Genomic DNA, 23713 nt, shown 5'->3' with positions numbered 1-23713 from the left:
TATATTACAAACGTCTAAAGAATTAGGATTCATCTATGATTCTCGCTCATATATTGGTAAAATATCATCATATAGGAAAGGAGCGTGAATCTGTGTTTAAAAAAATAGTTGGACTAGCATTCGCATTAATCGTTGCTCTGTCTTTCACAACACAATCTACATCTCATGCAAATGATATAAAAGGCCATCAAATGGTAAATGAATTAACATACTGGTCTAATCTTAATGTCATCCGACCAGACAGCAAAGGAAATTACTACCCAAACCGTGCCGTTACGCGAGGTGAATTTGCTTCTTACATTACACGCGCACTTAAATTACCAGACTCATCTACATACACTTTTAAAGATTTAAAAGCTGGTAATGAACTGACACGTGAAATTCAGGCAGCTGCAGGCTCGAATATTTTAAGTGGCTATCCTGATGGCACATTCCGTCCGAACGAAAAGATTACACGCCAGCATATGGCAGCACTTTTGGAAAAAGCATTGCGTTATTCAAACGTGCCATTGGAAGGACAACCATTAACATTCAAGGATAACAACAAAATCAGTGATCAGTTCAAACCAGCTGTAGCTACAAATGTTTACTACAATATTATCCGAGGATCACATACGAAAAACGGGGTATTTTTTGAACCCCAAGGCAATGCGACAATCGCACATGCCGCAGCATTTTTATTCCGTATGCAAACGACAATCGAAACATTTGCTGTAAAAGAAGGTGAAGGACCGGTGGAAACACCTGCTCCGAACCCAAATGTTTATTATGTCGGCAAAATTTCAAATGGAGTAATTACGAAAAACTCTACTGTTTACTTTAACTACGAACAAGCTGAATCAGCGTTAAAAAATTCTGGCTCAAACTTGATTATTAAAGGCGATAAAATCATTAAAATGTCATCTGGCATCGCTTCAGCAGCTGACACGAAAGCAAACACTGTAACAATTTATTCAGATAAAAACTTCACGAAGTCGTTATCGTATGCTGTAGAAGGCTCTCAGTTTAAATACATCGGAAGCAACGATCAGTATGCAATCGTTCAATTAGCTGATACAAAAGGCTATGCGAAAATTGATGAAGTTACATTAACACCGACAAGCTTAATTAAAGGACAAGACTTCTATTTTGTTGAAGGCGGTTACTTAACACATCGTACGTACAATCATATTACACAAAAGTATAATTGGGATTATGTAGTGAGTGAAGCACCTGTATTTATGCAGCGCGGCGGTCAATACTATAGCCAGGATGGGGTAAACTTCTACTCTGATGTTCTATTAACGAAAAAAGTAGGCACACATTATCCGTACTTCCAATTCCAATCGATTCGTCAGCCATCTAACTATACAGCTGAGGAACTAGACAATATGATTATGACATTATTAACAGAGCGCCAGGCAATCAAAACTTCCCCACAATATGCTAAAGCAACGACTGAATCTCGTTTAATCGGCATGGGTAAATTTTTAAAGCAGGTGGAAGCACAATATAACGTCAATGCCCTATTCATTTTAGCTGCAGCAATGCACGAAGGTGATTACGGTGTAAGTAAAAATGCATTAACGAAAAACAATATTTTCGGTATTAAAGTATTCGATACAGATCCGACATTAGGTGAAGTTTATAAATCTCGTGATGATAGTGTCCTTGCGTTTATTAACCGCTATGTCAACCTGAACTACGTGCCTCAATCAGGAGGTTATGCAAAAGGTGCAGCACCGGGGAATAAAACAGCCGGCATGAACGTGCACTATGCATCAGATCCATTCTGGGGCAGTAAAATTGCGGGCCATATGTACCGTATGGATAACCGCTTTGGTAAAAAAGATTACAAACAAGCTAAATTGGCCTTCGTATCTTATGAAAATGGTCTTTTAGTAAATGTCCGTAACGAGCCATCAACAGCTTCACCAGTTCACTTCACTTATAAAGCGAAATATGTAGGTGAAACAGGCGTGTTCGGCTACCCTATCTCAATCGTTGAAGAAACGAAGGGTACAGACGGCTATGTATGGTACAAAATTATGTCAGACAATAACCCTCCTGCAAAATACGGTTGGGTACGCTCTGATTTAGTTCAACTAATTCCAGGAAGCTAATTTTTAGTCCAGTACTTCTACGGAAGTGCTGGATTTTTTGTGAGTTGAGATTGAGGCTGAGGTTGCGAGAGTTGTTGTTTATTAGAAAAGTTGTGAAGGTTATTAGAAGAATGGGATAGGATATTTGAACTTCCGGCTATGATTTTAGAACATTTGGTCTTCCGTCAATATTTCGGACAAACGTTAAGAGACTTTTTTTGCTACCGCCCTTCGGTTGCTCTGCTTTTCATCCCTCCATGCCCAGACCTGGGCATGGAGGGATGAAAACCCTGTAAGAGAACTTTATGAGGCATTTTGACAAACTGACTCCTGTTGATTTCTCTCAAATTGGTTTGGTGATAAATAACCGATTGTTGAATGACGTCGTCGTTCATTGTAAAAGTTTACGATATATGACTCCACGCTCTTTCTTGCTTCTTTTTTGGATTCGAAACGGTGACGATAGATCCATTCTTTTTTGATTGTGGCGTGGAAGGATTCAATACACGCATTGTCATAGGGATCTCCTTTACGACTCATGCTAATTTTAATCCCATGTTCTTTTAAAGTGCTTGTATAGCTTGTGGCACAATATTGTGCGCCTCGATCTGAATGATGAACTAATCCTTTTTCGGGTTTTCGAACTGCTAAAGCATGCTTCAAGGCTTGATCTACTAATGTTTCTTCCATATGATCTGCGATGGCCCAGCCGACGATTTTACGAGAATATAAATCCATGATTGACGCAAGATACACCCACCCCTCCAGTGTTCGGATATAAGTTATATCTGCGACCCATACTTTATTTTTCTCTTTTACTTGAAATTGGCGTTTGACTAGATTCGGATAAATAAATTGATGGTGATTGGAATCCGTTGTTCGTTGAACAGTTTTCGGGATTACGGCACTTAACCCAAGGTTTCGCATCATATTCGCAATTTTCTTTTGCGAACAGACATAACCTAAACTCGCTAAGTCTTGCGCAATTCGAGGGCTACCGTATGTACCAAAACTCCTCGCATACGATCGATGAATCTGATGGGCAATTTCTGTATCACGTACTTCTTTTTCCGATAAGGGCTGTATCTGTTTTTTACGCCAATCATAATAACCGCTTTTTGAAACCATCAATACTTTACACATCATCGCAATGCCAAAGTCGTTTTTATGCTTTTCAATGAATGCATAAATCACTCGGGGTTTTTCGCGAAGATGTGCATAGCCTTTTTTAGAATTTCATTCTCTTCTTCCAAATCACGTAACTTCTTATCAAACGCTGCCTGCAACTTATCTACTTCGCTAGAAGTAAAGTATCGTGTGACATCCTGATTTTTCGATTCACGATAATCTTTAATCCATTTATGGATCGTTGAAGACCCAATTTCAAACTTAAATGCCAGATCTGAAACTTTTGCGCCATCTTCTAAAACAGACTTTAAAATGTATTCTTTTGTTTGTGCGTCTAATCGCTTACGAGTTTGTTTTTCTTTCATCGGTTCCACGTCCTTTTTTAGATATCTTAATCTTAAAGTGTCTCTTAAGACGTGTCCATTTTTTATACTAACCTCACATTCGGATGTCATTTTAGAAGAAATGCCTATTATATTAGAACTTGGCACTTTTATTAGAACATTTTCCAGGATATTAGAACTTCTGATGAAGATATTAGCAAATCGAAAACAAAAAACTGAGCAGCCCCCTCTACTAGGAAGCTGCTCAGTCAATCATTTCGTATAATATTGCACAATGCCGTTGTAAATAGACTGGGCAAAAATTTCGACATACTCGTCAGATACCAGTTTTTCTCTATCGGCATTGTTAGTTATGAAACCGAGCTCTACTAAAACAGCAGGCATTACATTTCCTTTAGTAACAACATAATCCGCGCGCTTTACACCACGGTTGTACATTTTGGCGTTTTTAACGATTTCATTGTTAATGGCCGTTGCCAACGCTAAATCTTCTTTTTCATTTGCATTGGAAGTCACGCTGTAGAATGTTTCCGTTCCATTTGCTGATTCCTTTGCTGCTGCATTTGCATGAAGACTGATAAAAATTTCACCGTTTTCATTTTTTGCGTATCGGACACGATCCTCTAAGCTAGGATATGTATCTCCAGAACGCGTCATTTTCACTTTTGCACCATCTTTTTCAAGCTTTTGCTTTACGAGATTCGCAACTTTTAAAACGATTTCCTTTTCACGTGCGTCTTTCTTTACAGCACCTGGGTCTTTACCGCCATGACCTGGATCAAGAACAATAATACGATCTTTTACAGCAGGTCCTTTTTGATTTAGAAGTTGTAAATATGTTTTATTAATATAACCTTTTATACCGTTATACGTTATTTTAGCCCAGCTACCGGATACCGAATGGACTTCCACAAGTGTACCTCGCTTAATTTGACCAAGCGAACGTGCACTGCCTGAAGCAGTCTCGCGAATTTGCAATGCATCAACTGTTGCTTTACCAAACGTATTCGTCAATAGCTCTTGCGGCGGAGTAACTGGTTGTTCGTTTTCACCGCCATTATCTGCAGGTGGATTCGGTACATTATTTTCCTCTTCCACTACCGGTTTTTCCGGTTCCACTACTGGAGGAGTAACTGGTTCTGTCTGCAATGCATCCTCAGTTTGAGAAACACGGACATAGGCAGGTAAACCATTTACTAACGTGACATACCAATTGCCAATAGTATTATAAACAGCAATTTTCTCTTTTGCTGCTATTGAACTTACACTATTTGAACCAACATCACGCTTTTCGTATGCTTTAATATTGCCCGATGCGTAAACATGCTTTTGTACTTTATTAAGCTGCTTACCTGTTTCATCCATAAAATCTACATAATCCTTGTAAACATAGGCATAGCGTCCTTCATGGGAAACTTTCAGCCAACCATCTTTCTGGATATCAAATACAGCAAACGATGCACCTGTATTTACTTTCGCCAAAATATTTGATGCATTTGAAGAAGAAGCAGATGTGCGAACATTTAAATTATTTACATTTGCTTTAACAGAAGCAATTGCTGTCGAAATATCCGGTACATTCACCCCTTGAACAGGCAATGGCAAACGATACTTGTCAGAAGAGGCACGAGCAATAAATGATGCGAACTGTGCACGTGTTACTGAATTTTTCGGATTATATTTATCAGCTTCTACAGTAATTCCGTTAAAGTAGATTGCCGCGATGTATGGATAATAGCCATACGTCGGTTTAATATCTTTAAATGGAATTTCCAGCTTTTCTGTTTGAGCTGTGTTTAATTTAAATGCAATGGCCAGCACTTTACTCATTTCTTCTCTTGTCAAAGGAGTGTTCGGCGCAAATTTTCCATTGGATTGCTCAGAGAAAAACCCTAACTCCACAGCACTTTCTACATAGCCCGAAAGCTCAGTGCCTAATGTAACATCAGAAAACGAGGACTTTTTTACAGTTAAAGGCTTGTTATTTGTTGCAACAACAACCATTTTAGCAGCTTGTCCCCGGGTTACATGGGCATTCGGTTTATAAAGAGTTTTACCGTTTTCTGTATACCCTTTTATGACACCCACATTTATTAAATAGTTTATTTCATTATACGCCCCGTTTGAAGAAGGGACATCGGCAAAGCTTGTACTAGCATATGCCGTATTCAATTGGAACATTGCCATGAAGATGATTGTCACCGACATGACCAGGTTGCGCAAAGACAATGTTAAAATCCTCCCCTCTATTAGATAGTTCCCATTTTACCAAATTATTCATAAAATTAATATGTACAAAGCAAGAAATTTAATATTTTTCTAGATTATAGAAAGTAGAAAGTGATATTTTCATTATTTGCTGATGAGAGTTTCCCTTTTAGGTGAAAATGGCATCAATGAATGGCTATTAAACTGGTGGGGTTCTACTTTCTCTCGTAAACTTCTACTTTAGGCGAAAAAGTTTCCACTTTCTTTCTGAGAATTTCTAATAGAGTTGTCGAGTTCAACTTTTAGTGCTGATTGTTCCACATTAGGAGTAAAAATTTCCACTTTCCCTTGCAACTATTCTACTTTATACGAAAGAGTTTCTACTTTCCCATCGCAAACTGCTAATAAAGCTCCCCCCACAAAAAAAAGAAACACAGACAAATTTCGTCTGTGTTTCTAATACTATTAGTAAGTACTTCCCTGCAAGGTGGATATCTATTGAGATATGTAGAAGTTACTAATTTTTATTCATTAAGTATTGGTATTGCCAATCTTATTATTGTAAACGGTTAATGAAAGCTGTTAAATGTTTTAACATAACGTTGTCGTTTGTACCGAATGTGCCGTCACCTTTACCAACTGTGATGCCGTTCGATGCTAAGATCGCGATGTCGTTATGTGCCCAGTGAGATGTTGGTACATCTGTGAACTTTAAAGTATCTTGTTTCATTTTTAAGTCAAATGCTTTTACTAACACTTTTGCCATTTGAGCACGTGTTAATGGTGAAGCTGGATTGAATTTACCTTCATCACCAGTGAAAACGCCTAATTTATATAGTGCTGTTGCTGCACCTGCATATTTTGATGATGATTTAATATCTGAGAATGGTGAATTTGTATCAGATGTATTTAAACCTAATGTTTTGGCTAACTGAATCGCTACTTCACCACGAGATGCATAAATCGTGAAATCGATAGCTGAATCTTTAACTTCTTCTTTTTCAACTGAAGATACTGCTGCAACTACTTTATTACTTTCTCCAAAGCTCGCTACGCGTTTTGCTCCGTTATATCGTTTCGCCCAATAAGAAGAATTTAAACTTGCTTCAGTAACGCCTGTGCTTGTACCAGCGTGAACGAATTTATTTCCACCTAATGAGATACCAACATGAGAAGCTACTTTACCAGTAGTATTAAAGAATACTAAATCGCCTGGTTGTAAATCTGATTTTGAAACGGAACTACCTTGTTTATATTGAGAAGCAGCTGTACGGTTTAGGTCATAGCCTAATTGCTTGAATACTAATTGAGTAAATCCAGAGCAATCTAATCCGCTTGCTGTTGTTCCTCCGTAAACGTATGGTACACCGATATATTTAGAAGCTGTTGCTGTTAATTCTGAAACTGATGCTGCTTGTGCTGTATTATTCGAACCCATCCCTACACCTGAAAAAATCATGAAAGTTGCAAAGATCGGTAATAAGATTTTCTTTTTCACTTTAAAATGGAACTCCCTTCAAAATAGGCCTCGTGATGAATATTCGAGGTATAACATAACGTAAAACTTGTTTGTTCATGTTTATTTAACCTAATAACAGGGTAACATATATAATTGTGATATTATTTTTCACTTGTGTAACAGTTTGTAGTAATTCGATATAAAAACAGAAAACACCAAATCCCTGTATTTACGCAGAGATTTGGTGTTTTTAATAGAATTTTTATAATACGAAATTATATTTTGTAACATTACTGTAATGTAAGGTACTAGTATTTACCATTTTATTTACTAGAAAAGTGTTGAACTACATAATATTTTCCATTTTTAGATCGCTCAATGCCGGTGCCCATATGTGTATACACTTCTTTTAAAATATTATCTCGGTGTTTCGGTGACGCCATCCAAGCCTTTACCGTTGTTTCCGGTGACTCGAAGTTTCGGGCCAAGTTTTCTCCATAGCTTGAATACTCATAATCGAACAATGTCGCTAAATCCCAGGGGTTGCCGTAAAATGGTGAATTATGTTCGAAGTAATTGCGTTTTAGCATATCCTTCACTTTAATAATAGCGATCTGTGTTAACTTCTTGTCTTGCATAAATGGTGAAAGTCCTTTAGCAGCCCGTTCTTTATTAACAAGCTCCAATATTTTTTTCTCCCACTGTTTATGATGATTCACTGTATCAATATAATCTTTTTGTAAAAAGTCATATACTACTTCCAGATTATTAATCTTTTCCTTAAACTCCATTCCGCGCATCGTCAGTGCAGCGACATGAGCTCGTGTAACAAACTCATTCGGTTCAAAAGTTTTAGCAGTCTTTCCTTTTACAATTTCCACATCTGCCAATGATTCAATATAATCTTTTGCCCAATAGTTTTTAGGCAGATCCTTAAATGATGTCTTATTTTTCTGATCAACTTCAACCTCATAGGCAAGAGCGATCATTTTTGAAATATGTGCACGCTTTAAAGGGGCTTCAGGATGAAACTCACTAGCGTTTTGAATAATCCCCAATTCTGCAAGTTTACAAATCTCTTTATAATAACGGTGATTTGCAGGAACATCCGTAAAATTCGGAACAAAATCAGTCGCGAGAGGAATGCCCATCGTTCTTGCAATAATACTTGCCGCCTCAGCACGAGTCGTCGTACTGTTCGGTTTGAATGTACCGTCTGTATAGCCTTCCATAAACCCTTTTTCAACTAGCTCATATATTACAGGTGCTGCCCAATACGTACTTTTCACATCAGTGAAAGTTGGAGACGTTTTTGCATATGCATCAGAAGATGGTGCATGTAATAAACATGCAATGATGGACCCCATAATTAAAACCCGTTTCATCAAACCCCCCCTATCAGTCCATTTCCTATTATTATACAATGAATTAATTACTTTTCTCTTAACAGAAAACTTGTCTACTCACTTAAAAGCCACTAAATAGAAATTCTACGACAAATTCGACCAGAATCAATCTTATTTTCTGCTAAAAAGCGTCCAGCTCAAATTTAAGTTTACTCTAAAAAATACCCCAAAAGGCAGATTTTCCATTCTACCTTTTGGGGTACAGTAATTAAACTATAATATTTTCAATTAAATTACAACCCTAATTCAAAAATAGCTGCCTGCAGTTTATTGTAGTTTTTCACTAATGATTTTTGGTCGTTTGTCAGGCGATCGTAAGCTGTTTTCGCAGACTTTGCTCTTGAAGCGTACGTTCTTAAGGTTGAATCCAGATCCTCAATTTGCTTAATGACACGCTCCGCTGCTTTTAAATCTTTTTCGGCTTGCTGAAGAACAGAGTAGTTCAGTACTTGACGCTTGGAACCAGAAGGAAGTGCTTTATATGCCGCCAATGCATTTGTAACATCTGTAGCAAAGCTGCTGGAAGAAGAATTCAATGAGGCAATGATTGTCGTCACTTTTTGGACTTCTGTCATATCGAGTACGGCCTCTTGTAATTTGTAATAGTTTGTTACCTTCAATTTTTCCTCTTCAGACAATTTGTCATATGCCAGCTTTGCTGCTTCCATATTCCCTTGATAGTACTTGTCGCTTGGCTTTAACCCGGCAATTAGTGTATAGACATAAATTACATTCGATAAATTCGAGTACTGATCCATATTTGTTACGTACTCTTTTTGTTTATCATCCAGTTTTTTCAGTGCATTATTGACTGTATTGAACTGACGGCTCAAATCATTTCTTGGATTGCTCAAACCCTCAATTGCATTAATTGCTGCTTCGATCGGTTTAATGTATTTTTCCTGTTCTTTTAATTCAGGTTCGAGCGTCACGCCTTTTTTATTGGCCGAGCTTAATGATTTATAGGCTTCACGCGCTTCTTTTATTTTGGCGATAAATTCATTTGCCGGTGCTGCATTTAATGCTCGAATCATGGCATCTACCTTTGCGCCACCTTCTACATTCAGTTCATGCTCCTGCAATGTCGGTAAATTCGACACTTGCGCTGCTAACTCAGCCGGCAATTCGTTATATAACGCTCTTGCTGCTGCTGTCTCTTCCACAAACGTTTTGCTCGATGATTTAATTGAATTAATTGTATTTACTACATTATAAATGGTAGCGAGATCTCCCAATAACTTTTCACTGTTGACGAGCAGTGCGCGTTCAGACATTGTCAGCTTTTCATAGGCTTTCTCTGCTGATTGATACTTAGAAATAAATTTACGGGCATTTGACGGATCCAATGCGAGAATATCGTTATCCAGTTTTAATACCGGTTTTACTCCGCGTTCGCGATTCGTCAAATCTTTGTAGTTCGTTACTAAACGCTGATCTGATTTAGTCAGACTGTCATAGCCGTTTCGCGCATCAATCAGTTTTTGAATATAACCTTCCGCAGTAGGTATTGCCGCATCAATTAGTGCCGCTACCTTCTTGGCATCGGAAACACCTTGTTCGGCAGACGCAAGCTTCGTAATATTGTGCACGAGTTCTTGCTCTTGAACAGATAGTGCTGCATAATCCGTACGTATTGCCGCAACTTCTGCCTCATAGGTTTTCGAACCAACACGCAGTTTTTCTATACGGTTGATTAAATCTGCTACTTTTAAAATATCGCTCAGCTTCGAGCCATAATTATAAACATCTTGTTTTTGCTTATCCGTTAATCGTTCATATGCTTTTTGAGCAGCCGCTACTTTTGACGGAAAATTACGGTCTGTGTGAACGGGCAGCTTTTCAATGAGATCGATTACTTTTAATGATGCTTTGTAGTCCCGTTCAAGCTCCGTTAACACTTTGGCATTCCCGACATTGCGTTTCGTTGCAGAATCCAATTTTTTGTAAGCTGCCGATACTTCCGCTAAATCGGTGATGAATGCTTCACCGGATTTTGTTTGCAGTGCATCGATTCTTTGCTCGATTGAAAATGCAGAACTGACAACATAATTGAAGGCATCTAACTTTTTACCGTATTCATTCTGTAACTTAGATTTAATAATATCTAAATCTGTATTTGGTTTTTCTGGTGCTGTGTAGCCTTTTAATAATTCTATAAACTCATTTTGTGCAGCTGATAATTTTTCTTTGAAATCTTTTACAGTCGGACGGATTGCATCAATTTCCATCATCAGTTTTGCGAACGGCAAAAGTTCATCCAGTTTCGTTTTATTGTAGACAATCGCTTTCATAGGCTCTGTCAGTTTGTTGAAAGAGGTTTCGGCTGCAGTCGTTTTACGCGCAAAATCCTTTACTTTAACGTCAATTTTATTGATTGCCTCAATTGTATTTAATGCTGTCTTGTGGGACCGCTCGACTTCTGTTAATACTTTAATATTTTTCACTAATCGTTTGCCGTTTGCAGATAGTGAATTATATTTTTCACGAGCAGCATCAATTTGCTGTAAATCAACTATATCAGCAGTTTTGAATACAAGAATGTCCGTATCCAATTTTGCCGCGATAGATTGTTCTTCTTTTTGCAGTTGCAAATAGGACATTAAAAATTGATGAAGTTTCTCGATATATTCTGCATCATCTTGAAGAACTGTAACTTTGACTGAATCCCAAGTATTTAATTGTTTTTCCGCTTCTACTAGATCTTCCGTATAAGTAGTGCTCGTAACTTTTAAGTTGGCTACATATTCGGCAATTTTCGCTATCGGCATCAAGGCTTCAAGGCGGGCACGATTCGTGACAAGCTCTTGCTCTGGCGAAGCAGTTGGTCCTTCGCCTGCTTTAATCTTTGCATAAGAAGATTCAGCTGTGCGAACCTTCGTGATAAAACTTGTTGTCGTCGATAACTTTTTTGAATCCGCTATTTTACTATCATCATGATTAGAAAAAACATTTGTTTTGACTGCATCAATTTGCTTTATAACACTTGCAGCTGTTGATGATGTTTTTTCCCATGAAGTTAGTAAATCCAATGCCTCAGTTAATATATATTTGCGATCAGACGAGGATAGGCCATTATAAGCTTTACGCGCATCCGCAACGATCGAGCTTTTTTCTTCAAATGTTGCAGTGTTGATTTTTAAGATTTCCACTTCGACTTTTTGTACTTTTTCAATAGCCTCTTGCATGTCTAATAATTTACTATAATTTGTAACAAACGTTTTTTCGATTGTGTTCAGATTTTCATACTTTGCTTCTATTGTCGGTAATTCTGTGCGAAGCTCTTCTGAGTTTGCCTTCAGCTTCGTTAATTGGGTAATTCCATTCAAAACTTGTAAAGCATTTATGTAGCTTTCCAAATCACCGTAATTCTCTACCAGTTGCTGTTGAAGTGTAGACAATTTTTCATATTCATTAATAATTGACGTTATTTTTGAATTGAACGTAGTTGCAGTTGGTGGATTGAGTTTAATATCATTTATTTTATTTTCTACAGATTCAGCTTTCGTAATATTCGTCTCTGCGTTTTTTATATATTGTTCAACGCTGATACTATTTTCAACGATTTGAATTATTAAAATATTTTTTAACGACGGGTTTGAAATTTCAATTTCACTTAATATTGTATGGGCATTTTCAACAACATTTTCATAAGTATCTTTATCAACCGATTCCGTTTTTGAAGCGGTTTGAATAGGAGTAATTGCATTCGCAATAAATTCTTCCAGCTGCTCAACAACCTCTTTATTCGTTTTCAGGTTTTCGACAGCTTGTTCGCTCACAAATGTGTCTGTTCCATTTCCTCCGTAATATTTAAGTGTCGAAAGGAAATTACCGGCATGTTCGCCTGCTTGGGCAGCTACTGAACTTAATTGCTGTGAAGCTGCAGGTATATCTTTTAACAGTTCGTCATATGCAGTTTGAGCAGCATTAGTTTTCGCAATTAAATTTTTATTGGATGAAGTTAGTTTTCCTATATCTTCCTGTAAACTATTGGCCTTTTTCGTAAATTCAATATAGTCTTCTAAATATGTAAGCTTGGAATCAATTAAGTTCTTATCCGTATCTGATAATAGGGCTTTTTCTTCCTCAGACATTGTATTATATCGATTCCGCTCAATTTGAATTGTTTGAGCGCCTGATTCTTCATTGACTGCTTTAAAACTATTCAATAATCCCTCTGCAGTAACTGATGCTACGACATTAAAGGGAGTCGGTGTTTCGCTCGCTTCTGTCGCTCCAGCCTGCGCGACGATAGCAGGAGTAATCAAAAGCCCCGCCATTAAACCAACCTTCAAGTTTTTCTTCATCGTATTATCCCTTCCTTCATGGGTAGTGCTTCAAAATGGTTCATAATCCTAGGTTAATTATCGGCATATTCTCACAGTTTGTTAGTTGATTTATAAGGAAAAGGATTTAGGGTTAGTGAGCCCAATATATATTCGACACTTTACATGCTATTTTCGCCAAAAGGGGTTCCTTATTCGTCAAAATGCATTGTAAAGTTGCAAAGTCTGTAACTGACAACATTTATTCGCCAATTAACTAAACATATTAGTCAACGTTGTGAGCTTATTAGTCAATTTCATTAGTATTTTAGTCAATTTAACTCAAATAATCGTCACTTTACATGAAATAATAGGCAATTCCATATTTAATAGACAATTTTTATATTTATCCGTTATTTCCTTAAAAAACAAAATCACTCTATCCAATAAAGAATAGAGTGATTTTTTATTACAATGCGTCTGTATATAATTTGCCTTCCGGTAAATACTCGGACATGCCGATTTCTTCAAGACCATTTTTAATTTTGTATGTGTGACCTAAACGGTTTTTCGATAAATAATTCGCTTTTGAAATCAACATCTCTTCAAACACCGGTAATTGTGATGGATCTACATCTTTCCAGTTTTTATAAGAGTTAATTAAGTCTTCAAGCGTTAAGTGCTGATAATCATCACCGGCAAATTCACCTTTTGGATTTACACGGTACCAAATATCTCCGTTTGAACGGATCCACTTGTTCTTCTCAATTTGTAATGCACGGCTAATCGATTTTGCCGCTTCTAAATATTTTGGATCCTGGAATTCTTTATATGCCAACAACAGAACATTCATGCCACCAAGTACATGGTTCATCGATGCATGTGTTGTCACTTGCTGATTCACAGGGAAGTAATCTGAAATATAGTAAGCATCTTTAGCAACATTAATAACATGCCCTGCCTGTTTACGCGATGCTAAAAGGTCCGCATAATTACGTAATGGCTCTTTATAGTTCGGCATATTAAACTCTGCTCCGGAATTATAGTAGAATAACGCAATCTGCTCATTGAAGCGCGTGTCGATAAATGGTGCTGTAATGCCAAATAAGTTTTTTAAATACGTACTCGTTACTTCAGTCTTCCAGTAAGTCGCGTCACCTTTAAACTTATTCAAGTTAATGAACGAGTTTTTCACTAAATTTGCAAAATAACGGTCGCCCTGTTCTTTTAATAATACAAGTGCGCGGTCTTCTTTTACCAACAATAGATTACGCCCGAATCCTTGATAAGATTTCGGCATTGGCTCTGTAGTTGTCGCCATTTTATTGTATGGACCTTCTGCTGTGTACCAGTTATTACGCTTTTTATAGTTAAGCGCAGTTTCAAGCATCCAGCCATTCATATTTTCATCTGTTTTAAATAAACGTTCATTGGAATTCATATACCATGTGTCAACAATATCGTTGCCATTAGAAACAAGTGTATAGTAGCTGAATAAATCTTCGCCAAGCCACGCTTGTGAATACGCTTCATACTCCGATTCCAGATCACGCATATAACTTGTACCACCAGTATCTTTATAGCTTTGTGTTAATTGTTTTGAACGATATGCCTTTCCGACCATACGATCTGTCGCCAGCTTTTCGTTCTCCATAATGCGTAATAATCCTGTCGGGTATGATGACGAGTCAAAGCCAAATACATCAGCCGAATTTTTCTCAATTGGGAAACGATCATATCGGTACAATCGGTAATTCGTTACATTCGTTGCTTTCTGGAATAAATCCACAGTCAGCTTTGATTTTCCCTTATTCGCTAACGTTGTAAATACAAAATCATCGCCATTTTCCAAAGCTCGAACTGTTACTTTCACTGTTGCACCTTGGTTTCCGACTGCATAATTATAAACTGTATCCTTTGCAACACCGTAAGTTTCAGTCGTTGTTCCTTTAAATACAATCGTAGCTGTTGAACGAAGATATAACGGGTTTGCATCCGATGTTACTTGCGCAAAATTCATTTCTTCACGATTGTTTTTAAAATTACTTGATACTTCTGCTGCTTGAACTTTATATTCGTTTTTTGCAATTTGATTTGTTGCAACAAGTGCACGGTGAAGCATGACCGAGAACGTAACACGGTTAACTGTTGCTTTAGGATCGTAAGTACCGTCTTCACGCCCTGTTGTAATTCCGTGCTGCGCTAAAATTTTAACATTTTCACGATGTGATTCACTGATTTTGTTCCAGTCTTTAAATGTCAGTTCCTTACCTGTATCTTTCAAATCAAATGCACGCACTAAAGTCGTCGCCATCTGTTCACGTGTTAACGCATCCGCTACACCGAAACGTCCGTCTGGTTTACCGCCAAAAATACCAGCTTCATATGTAGAAAACACACCTTGTAAAAAGCTAGATTTCGTACTTACATCTGAAAACTTGTTTTGATACTTTCCGTCCGGAAGCTTTAACGCACCTTTAAACAGGTTTGTCGCCTGACCACGGTTAATATTTAGATTGGGGCGGAACTGTGCATCCGGGTAACCGCCGATTACGCCCATCTCTACTAGCTGCATCACTTCATTTTTTGCCCAGAAATTATCCGGCACATCCGCAAGCTTCTGCTTAACCGTTAATCGCTCACCTGTTTGCGGCTGATTAGCTGGCTCCTCTGATGACTCGTTTTGTTCCGCATCAGTTGCAGGTTGTTCAGTTTGTGCCGGAGACTCTTGCTCTACTGATTCCTCTTTTTCTGGAGATGTTTCTGTTTGTGGTTCTGGCTGAGCAGGTGTTGTCGTTGTTTGTTCAGCTTTTTCGTCTGCAGAAGTGGATTCCGCTTCCTTTTCATCTGTAACCGTTTCCTCTTGAACTACCGGATTATTACCGGAATCCGTAGTTTGAGTCGTAGTAGTGGTTGAATTTTGTACTGTTGGATTTTCAGCTTCAACTGTGCCTTGTACATTTGCATACGTTGCGGTTGGTAGCGCTGTGGATATAAATAGTAGCGAGGCTAACAGTGCTGATTTTATTTTCAACATTCGACAGATTCCCTCCTTTTATTTCAATAACGTATAAATTATACCGAATATCGCCATATATTTCACTGAAATGTACAATATTTAATAGAATAATAGCAATCAATGTAAGTTTAGCACGCTACTTGTTATGAAGCGATGGTAATTCTCGCTTCCTTTAGTAGGTATTTCTTTATTGGGGTTCTAGTATTCGGCGGTGTGGTTCTACTTTCTGACATAAGCGTTCTACTTTCACGCCGCAACTTTCTACTTTCCCCTTCTGAAATTCTACTTTCCTCATAATCTGTTCTACTTTTCAGAGCAAAGGCTCCACTTTTAAGCATAAACTTTCCCTTTACACATAAAAGCTCCACACTTCTTCTCTCCCCCTCTATCTCATAATCTCAATCTCTGAATTTCCCCATAAAAAAACACTTGAGCTTATATCAAGACTCAAGTGCATTACCCAAAAATCTTCCTTATTCTATACCAATTACAATAAAGTCATCAGAAGTTGCTTCGATAGCATTATATAAAAATGTCGCTAACTGGGCGCGTGTTAATTTCATGTTCGGGCTGAATGTTGTAGCAGTCGTACCTTTTGTAATTCCGTAATCAACTAAAGTCTGGATGTACTTCTTCGTTGCAGTATCTGTTAATTTGTTGACATCGGTAAATTTCGTCTTCGTAGTAGTAGATTGCTGGAGCTCAAAACCGATCGTTAACATTTTCGCTAACTGGGAACGAGTCAATGTTGCGTTCGGGCGGAATTCATCGACATAACCGTTCACAATGCCTGCTTTATTTAACGCTGCGATGGCTTTGTAATATTTGCTTGATGTTGGAACGTCTTTGAAACCTGGATTTGGAGCGGTATTATTTTGCAGATTCAATGCGTTCGCTAAATATTGTGCGGCATCCCCGCGTGTTGCCGATTTACCAGGCTCATAAGTTTTACTCGTCACGCCTGTAACAATTCCTTCATTATATAATGAAACTATTGCATTGGCATGGGAGTTCGTTTCTTTTACGTCGGTAAATGGGTTTGTATATGCTTGTACTGAATGGCCGCTTACAAAAATGCTTGAAATAATAACAAGCACTACAGTAAGTATTGATACGTTGAATAATTTCTTCATTTACAACAATCCTTTCGATTAAACTAATTAGCACAATTATACAATAGTTTTAGTTTTATGTAGATGATAACTATACAACCGGTATCTCATTAACCTCAAACAGCTTTATTAGAAATATAGTAGAAAATATTTGATGATTTCTACTATATATAAGAACTTCCGGTACTGATATTAGCACTTTCATATATTTGGCTTCAAAATTTAGTTAAATCTATGCTCCAATCGTGCTAATTTATTTACTCTATATATTTTATTAGAACACTCAGCCCCTTTGTTAGACATTCTAATTGACTTATTTGAACTTTGAACAGTGATATTTGAAAATGAGGAACACTTATTAGAAGAAACAAACTTTTTATTAGAAATGAATTACTTATTAGCCCATCCTATGATTTATTAGAACATCTTCAGTTTATATTAGAAAACTAAAACCCTAAAAGCATACACGCAATTAAGCATGTATGCCGCATCTAAACTTAGTTCGTACCTAAAGTTGGTCGTATATTATCGAATGTATCAACAACAGCATTACCTGCCTCATCCACTACCTTCGCTATACCTGTACCTTTTTTAACCGTAACGATCGTACCACCTGGTTGGTTAGCCGATAAAGTAACGACTGCTTTATAGTCGGTTGTCGACCCTGTTACTGATGCGATTCCGACCGATGCTCCTGCAGAGTTTACTAATTCAAAAGCATCTGCAGCAAGACCGCTTACATTTTCGCTAAATGTAAGCTCGATTTGGTTTGCTGATATAAATCGAGCAGAATTTAGCGTTGGTCGAATATTTTCATTTAAATTGACGACGGCCGTTAAGTTCCCTTGCGATGCCACCGAATCTTTTGCCTTTACGCCGGTAATCGTTAAATTCCGTTCTCCAGAAGCTGTTGTTTCATTTGGTGCTAACGTCAAAATAACCGTATCTAAAGCATCGCTTGGAACTTGCGCATTCGTAATTCTTGCATTTGGAATAGAATAATTACTTGCAACAGAAGCTGTTGTAGCGTCCACTACATGGTTAAACTTCAATCGTACTTGGTTGTTCGTTAATTTTGGATCCGTCGCTGAAGTTGTAACAGTTGGTGCATCCAGTACATTTTCATTGTTTGAATAATCCGATGTACGTTGGAAAGTGACCGCTTTATTTGCTGTATTCACACCATAAGCACTATCTACTTCTGTAAACGATAATGTCACATTATACGTTGCATCAGCCGCATCGCCTGATCCTAGTAAAGCATCCAGTTTCACACGCACTACAGTACGGTTGCCGTTTTCTCTATACTCTAAAGATGTCGCTGTACCATTGAATGTATGTGTTACGCCGCCTTTAACATAGTTGCCGGAAGCTGTGACACGTGATGCAGTTACTAAATCCACTGGTTTGTTGAGCGTAATATTTAAATACTCGAAATTGCCTTCTCGTGTTACTGAAGTTGACGTTACTTCGGGCGCTGCTGTATCGAGTGTAAATGAATGCGTAGTCGTAAATGTATTCGTTTCGCCTGAAATATCCGTAATCGTTTTGCCGGATGCTGTGCCAATATTGTAAACACCATTTAAATCATTCGTAGCAGTAACGATAAATGAACGGTCATCACCAGGCACTGCTTCAATTGACGTGATCGCATTTGCCAAATTACCTAAACGTAACTCAAGATCACCTATTGCCGGTTTTTGAATTCGTTCCGAGAATGCCAATCTGAATGTTTTCGGACCTGTTTGAGAGATGCTCGTCAGCGTTGGTTTAACACCATCAGCCCCGCCCATTGCGAAGCTAGTTGTTAGCGGGTTTGGCGTACTGAAGTTTCCTGCAATATCACGCAGTCCTGCAAATGTTGCAGTAACTGAAGTATTTGCTCCTAGTGGCTGACCATTTACCATTGCTTTCGATAAATCAAAATCTGCATACGTAGCACCCGCAGCGATTTCTCCAGTAATACCTGTCACATTCGTGCCGTTCGCCAGTCGGAATGTAATACTGCTGTTGCTAAATGCACGCAAAGGCTCAGAGAAAGTAACACGGACTGTTTTTGCATCTCGGTTTACTGTACTGATTAACGTTGGTGCTACTGTATCCGTACCGAAATTGACTACGTCATCATATGGAGTAACCGTTGTACCGGCAGTATTTTTCACATTGTTTACTTTTACTAAATAGCGTCCTGTTAAAGCTGACGCCCCATTTGTAGAGATTGTCAATGTACGGCCATCTTCACTTAACTGCCCTCTAGAAAGAGTAACGGCATTATTGTCTACACCGGATACTGATACATAGTTTGCCAATTGCGCAGATGTTAAGCTGGCAGGCAAGTCGACTCTTTGATTGAATTTCACTTCAATTTGTCCTGCATTAAGCGCTTTCACAGATGCGACTTTCACTTCAGTAACGACATACGTTACTTTCGCTGAATAATCTTTACCGTCAATTTTAAATTCAACCGTTGTTTCCTCATTTTCAGGAAGGTTATTTTCTAAAGTAACTGCATGCTCGGAATTGTCGCTTAATGTGACTTTCAATTTATTTGCTGCAGTAGCTTCTGCTGATTTTACTGTTAAGGCAACATTGTAAGTTACAGAAGTTCCATACTCCTTACCGTTGATCTTAAACTTAACTGGCGTTTCTTTGCCCGTTTCCAAAGGTGTATCCAATTTTACCGTATGTTCCGTATTGTCAGTAAGCGTAACTTTCAATGTCGATGCATCAACAACTTCAACCGCTTTCAATCCTTCGCCTGGAACTTCCACTTGAAGCAATTTATACAGGAATGAAGAGAACTGTCCGCGTGTTGTATTACCTTTCGGGTTGAAGTTCGGTACGCCTGTTACGTTATAGTAATCTAAAACTCTGATTGCAGAACGTGCCTCTGCTTTCGCTCTGTTATAATCAATGACATCCTCTTTAAAATCCTGGTCCATAACATGTCCTAGAAAGTCAAAATTGTTAATATTCGTATAAGCGCGCACTAAAACAACCGCCATATTTTCACGTGTAATCGGATCACCTGGTAACAGGTTTCCGTTACTTCCGTTAAATACACCATTGTCTTTTACTAATGCCGCATATTGCAATAGCTCATCCTGTGATGTACTGCGCAAGTCTGAAAAACGCATATTTGTTTTATAATCTGAAGGGATTTTATAACCTTTTGACACTAAGTATTTACCTAGTAGTTTTACAACATCCGAACGTGTCAATGTACGATTCGGTTTAAATGTGCCATCCGGATATCCTGAAATGATACCTTGGCTTACGAGTGAATCAATCGCACGCTCATGAGTATTTCCTGCTGTGTCCGAAAAACTGGCCGCACTTGCCGCCGGAACAATTGCTGATGCTACTAATGTCGCAGTAGCTGCCGTCGTCAAAAACTTCTTATACTTTTTCTGCATCTTTATTAACCTCCTAGTTTGTAAACAATGGAATATGTTGCCTATTTTTCAAACTTGCTTACAACCTTTCCAATTCCACAAATTATTTGAATATAAACATAATTCCATAAAAATGACTAAAAAGTATTATAAAGATAAAAAAAGCATATCTATCGAAATAGATATGCTCCAAAAATTAGTAATTAATATTCGTAGGAACTGTAAACTGGAGTGGAGAGAAAACAAGTTTATTATTCGCCAGATCACTAACTGTTGATGTGCCAGTTTGGGAAACAGTGACAACTTGGTTTGCTTTTAACGGCTGGGCTAAGCGGATTGCCACTTGTTCATTGTTACTACCTGTGGTATATACTTGTGAAATCGGCACTGCTAAATCGCCCACTTTTACTTCAAAAGAATGATTCAATACATTTTTCACTGCTTCATTAAATGAAAGAGTGATTGTATCGGTTCCTGTAATATTATGATAAACATATTGCGGTGCGATATTTTCATTTAAATAAACCAGCTCAGTTTTAGGTTCCATTGTGACAATTGAATTTAATGCCCGTAAATTGCTGATCGTTAAATTTGTTCCGCGAGGGAAGCTAATATCCCCTTCCTTGATTGTTAAATATACTTTATGTGGCTCATTATGATTCACGACTGCACGCTGAATTGTCAAACCTTCCAAAGCATAGTTCTGCAGGTTCGATGCCGTAACACCATCCACATATGTCGAGAACGTAATAACAATCGTTTTATTATCAATTACCGTACCCTGTCTAGCATTATAGGAAGTTTCCACACTTAAAACGGAAAGCTTTTCTTCATTTTGTGCAAAATCCGAACCACGTACAAAATTCACTTGGTAGGCAGGATTTACCGCCTGTCCATACTCACTAGTAACACCTGTAAACGTAGCACCAACTGAATATGTGTAGCCTGAATTTGATGTCAGCCCTGTTAATGTACTTAGGCGGACTCGGATTGTTTTGTCGTTTGTTGCTGATTTTTCAAGCTGCCCTACTAAAGAATTTGCTAATGGATACGTATATCCATTTGAAATATAGCTGCCTGATAGTGTCACTTGTGCAAAGGCCGCTGTTTCTACATTACGATCAAACGTAAACTCTAAATATTCGATTCCTTTATCTTTTACAACATTAGTACTGACAACAGACGGGACAGTTGTATCAGCTACAAAGTTGTAAGCTGTGGAAAATACATTCACTTCTCCGGAAACATCTGTAATATAACGTCCAGGTGTCGTTGAAATAGTTGAATATCCGTTTAATGAACCATTCGTCGTAACAACATAGGAATTGGCATCCTCTTTATCTTTAACAATACTAGTAATTCCCGGTGAATACGTATTTTGAGCAATCGTAATATCTGCGGGTACAATTGCGCGAACTTCCTCAGAAAATGTTAACTTGAACTTTTTTGCACCAAGCTGCGTTACATTTATTAACGTTGGCACAACCCCATCCTTATCCCCTTTTGTAATATACGTAGTTAACGGGTTCGGTGAAGATAGGTTATTCGAAATATCAATGATTGTCCCAAATGTGATGGAAATTGCTGTACCTGGTGCTAAAAATTGCCCTTTTGCAGTCGCCGCCGATAGATCATAAATAACTTCTGTTGCGTTTTTTTCAATTGTTCCTTGAATACCTGACACTACTGTACCATTTGCTAATTTAAATTGGGTAACGCCAATCGGATTTGTAACCGGCTCTGTAAAAATTACTTTTACTTTAGTAGCCGAAACATTTTCAACTTTTAAAACGCCCGGTGCTGTTTTATCAGGTACGAATGTTGCGATATCATCATATTTAACAAGCTTTTTCGCTGTTACCGATTCAATGCCATCAACTACGACACGGTAACGTCCTTCTAATCCAGTTGTCGCATTAATTGTCACCGTCAATGTGCGCTTATCTTCGCTTAATTGGCCTTTTGACAATTGTACTTGTCCAAGACGATCAACACCTGTAACTGCAACGAGTTTATTAATGGCCGCTGTATTTAACTCAGCCCCGAGTTTCACCGGCTGATTAAATGAAATCGCGATTTGCCCGCCATTAGGGTTTGTAATAGAAGAAACTTTCAAATCCGGCACTTCAAATTTCACTTTCGTTGTAAACGTTTGTTCGTTAACATCAAAAGTAACTTCAGTTTCCACATTTTCCACTAACGGAGTTTTTAATGTCACAATATATGCCTTATCATCTGAAAGCGTTACACGCAGTTTGTCTGCTGCTTGTACTTCTACTTTTTTAACTGTTAAAACCGGCTTTTCCGGTTCAGGCTTTGGTACTTCAATTTGAAGCATATTATATAGGAACGTAGCGAACTGACCACGCTTTGTCGGATCTTTCGGATTAAATGTTTTTTGCTTTGTGACCGCATAGTAAGCCAATGTTTCAATTGACTCCTGATGCTCCGTAGATGTCCTGTTTAAATCAATAATATTCGATTTATAGTCAGTTTCTTTCATTGCTTCCACATAATCAAATTCATTGATCACTTTAAATGCGCGTACTAAAACAGTCGCCATCTGGTCGCGGCGTAACTGGTCACGGTGCATAAGTGCCCCATTACTACCTTGGAAAACCCCAACATCCTTCACTAATGCCGCATACTGCAACAATTCATCCTGAGATTTTGCCGTTAAATCTGTAAAGCGCATTTTCGTTTTATAATCTTTCGGGACCTCATGCCCCAATGAAACTAAATATTTCCCTAATAGTTTTACAACATCTGAACGCGTCAGGTTTTGATTCGGCTTGAATGTGCCATCCGGATAACCTCCGATAATTCCCTGCTCCGATAATGAAGTAATCGCATTCTCATGACCACTGCCTTTAATGTCCGAAAACGATGCTGCACTAGCTGCTGGAACAACTGCCGTTGCTGCTAGAACAGCTGCTGTTGCAGATGCTAGAAATTTAGTATGAACTTTCATATGTGACGCCTCCAATTTCTATTCTCTTGTTTTATATATGTAGAAACTTTATTTGATTATGACTAACTTCAGCGATTACTAGATTTGTACTGTCTGAATAAATAGTTTGATCCTTATCTATAAAAGCTAATTCCTCAACTATTACTTCTTCATATTTCCAATTTCTAAATAACGATAATACTTCCTTACAATGAATTTCAAGGATATTCATTTTTGTTTGAAAAAAACCTTGAACATCTAATAGAAGACCATTTATTTTCAATTGACTAAAAAAATGCATAAAAATCCCTCCATAGTTAATATTGTATAGAATTATATATGAATT

The 23713-nt window shown here is 37.9% G+C and carries 12 protein-coding genes; 1 reads left to right on the top strand and 11 read right to left on the bottom strand.

Annotated elements, in window-relative coordinates:
- The first annotated feature begins 92 nt into the window (after positions 1 to 92).
- Positions 93 to 2102, top strand: a complete 2010-nt coding sequence (locus MKY07_RS03305; protein WP_339263813.1) for an S-layer homology domain-containing protein — start codon at positions 93 to 95, stop codon at positions 2100 to 2102.
- Between the two features lie 282 nt (positions 2103 to 2384).
- Here MKY07_RS03305 and MKY07_RS03300 read toward each other — a convergent pair whose 3' ends face one another.
- From MKY07_RS03300 to MKY07_RS03250, 11 genes are all read right to left on the bottom strand, one after another.
- Positions 2385 to 3275, bottom strand: a complete 891-nt coding sequence (locus tag MKY07_RS03300) for an IS3 family transposase (RefSeq protein WP_339263812.1) — start codon at positions 3273 to 3275, stop codon at positions 2385 to 2387.
- Positions 3272 to 3574, bottom strand: a complete 303-nt coding sequence (locus MKY07_RS03295; protein ID WP_014822792.1) for a transposase — start codon at positions 3572 to 3574, stop codon at positions 3272 to 3274. The genes MKY07_RS03300 and MKY07_RS03295 overlap by 4 nt, the downstream gene beginning before the upstream one ends.
- A 231-nt stretch (positions 3575 to 3805) precedes the next feature.
- Positions 3806 to 5782, bottom strand: a complete 1977-nt coding sequence (locus MKY07_RS03290; protein WP_339263811.1) for an N-acetylmuramoyl-L-alanine amidase — start codon at positions 5780 to 5782, stop codon at positions 3806 to 3808.
- A gap of 535 nt (positions 5783 to 6317) precedes the next feature.
- Entirely contained in the window at positions 6318 to 7259 is a 942-nt protein-coding gene (locus tag MKY07_RS03285; protein ID WP_339263810.1) for a C40 family peptidase, read from the bottom strand.
- Between the two features lie 284 nt (positions 7260 to 7543).
- Complete coding sequence (locus MKY07_RS03280) at positions 7544 to 8605, bottom strand: S-layer homology domain-containing protein (protein ID WP_339263809.1); 1062 nt, start codon at positions 8603 to 8605, stop codon at positions 7544 to 7546.
- A 254-nt stretch (positions 8606 to 8859) separates the two neighbouring features.
- Positions 8860 to 12933: a hypothetical protein gene (locus tag MKY07_RS03275; RefSeq protein WP_339263808.1), complete on the bottom strand. Its 4074-nt coding sequence runs from the start codon at positions 12931 to 12933 to the stop codon at positions 8860 to 8862.
- Positions 12934 to 13360: 427 nt separating this feature from the next.
- Positions 13361 to 15928: an S-layer homology domain-containing protein gene (locus MKY07_RS03270; protein WP_339263807.1), complete on the bottom strand. Its 2568-nt coding sequence runs from the start codon at positions 15926 to 15928 to the stop codon at positions 13361 to 13363.
- A gap of 455 nt (positions 15929 to 16383) precedes the next feature.
- Positions 16384 to 17043, bottom strand: a complete 660-nt coding sequence (locus tag MKY07_RS03265) for an S-layer homology domain-containing protein (protein WP_339263806.1) — start codon at positions 17041 to 17043, stop codon at positions 16384 to 16386.
- Positions 17044 to 17519: 476 nt separating this feature from the next.
- The gene (locus MKY07_RS03260) at positions 17520 to 20438 is read right to left on the bottom strand and encodes an S-layer homology domain-containing protein (protein ID WP_339263805.1); all 2919 of its coding nucleotides are present in this window, start codon (positions 20436 to 20438) and stop codon (positions 17520 to 17522) included.
- A 175-nt stretch (positions 20439 to 20613) separates the two neighbouring features.
- Entirely contained in the window at positions 20614 to 23388 is a 2775-nt protein-coding gene (locus tag MKY07_RS03255; RefSeq protein ID WP_339263804.1) for an S-layer homology domain-containing protein, read from the bottom strand.
- Positions 23389 to 23419: 31 nt separating this feature from the next.
- Positions 23420 to 23668 (bottom strand): hypothetical protein, encoded by a 249-nt coding sequence (locus MKY07_RS03250; RefSeq protein ID WP_339263803.1) that lies wholly within the window; start codon positions 23666 to 23668, stop codon positions 23420 to 23422.
- Positions 23669 to 23713: the final 45 nt, after the last annotated feature.

This window comes from Solibacillus sp. FSL W7-1472 (assembly GCF_037969775.1).
GTDB classification, from domain to species: Bacteria; Bacillota; Bacilli; order Bacillales_A; family Planococcaceae; genus Solibacillus; species Solibacillus silvestris.
This window is presented reverse-complemented; position numbering and strand designations above follow the sequence as displayed.

Excerpts from the sequence above, each read along its gene's own strand:
- MKY07_RS03295 (WP_014822792.1), bottom strand. The coding sequence starts at position 3,574 with ATGAAAGAAAAACAAACTCGTAAGCGATTAGACGCACAAACAAAAGAA.
- MKY07_RS03280 (WP_339263809.1), bottom strand. The coding sequence starts at position 8,605 with ATGAAACGGGTTTTAATTATGGGGTCCATCATTGCATGTTTATTACAT.
- MKY07_RS03275 (WP_339263808.1), bottom strand. The coding sequence starts at position 12,933 with ATGAAGAAAAACTTGAAGGTTGGTTTAATGGCGGGGCTTTTGATTACT.
- MKY07_RS03270 (WP_339263807.1), bottom strand. The coding sequence starts at position 15,928 with ATGTTGAAAATAAAATCAGCACTGTTAGCCTCGCTACTATTTATATCC.
- MKY07_RS03265 (WP_339263806.1), bottom strand. The coding sequence starts at position 17,043 with ATGAAGAAATTATTCAACGTATCAATACTTACTGTAGTGCTTGTTATT.
- MKY07_RS03260 (WP_339263805.1), bottom strand. The coding sequence starts at position 20,438 with ATGCAGAAAAAGTATAAGAAGTTTTTGACGACGGCAGCTACTGCGACA.
- MKY07_RS03255 (WP_339263804.1), bottom strand. The coding sequence starts at position 23,388 with ATGAAAGTTCATACTAAATTTCTAGCATCTGCAACAGCAGCTGTTCTA.
- MKY07_RS03250 (WP_339263803.1), bottom strand. The coding sequence starts at position 23,668 with ATGCATTTTTTTAGTCAATTGAAAATAAATGGTCTTCTATTAGATGTT.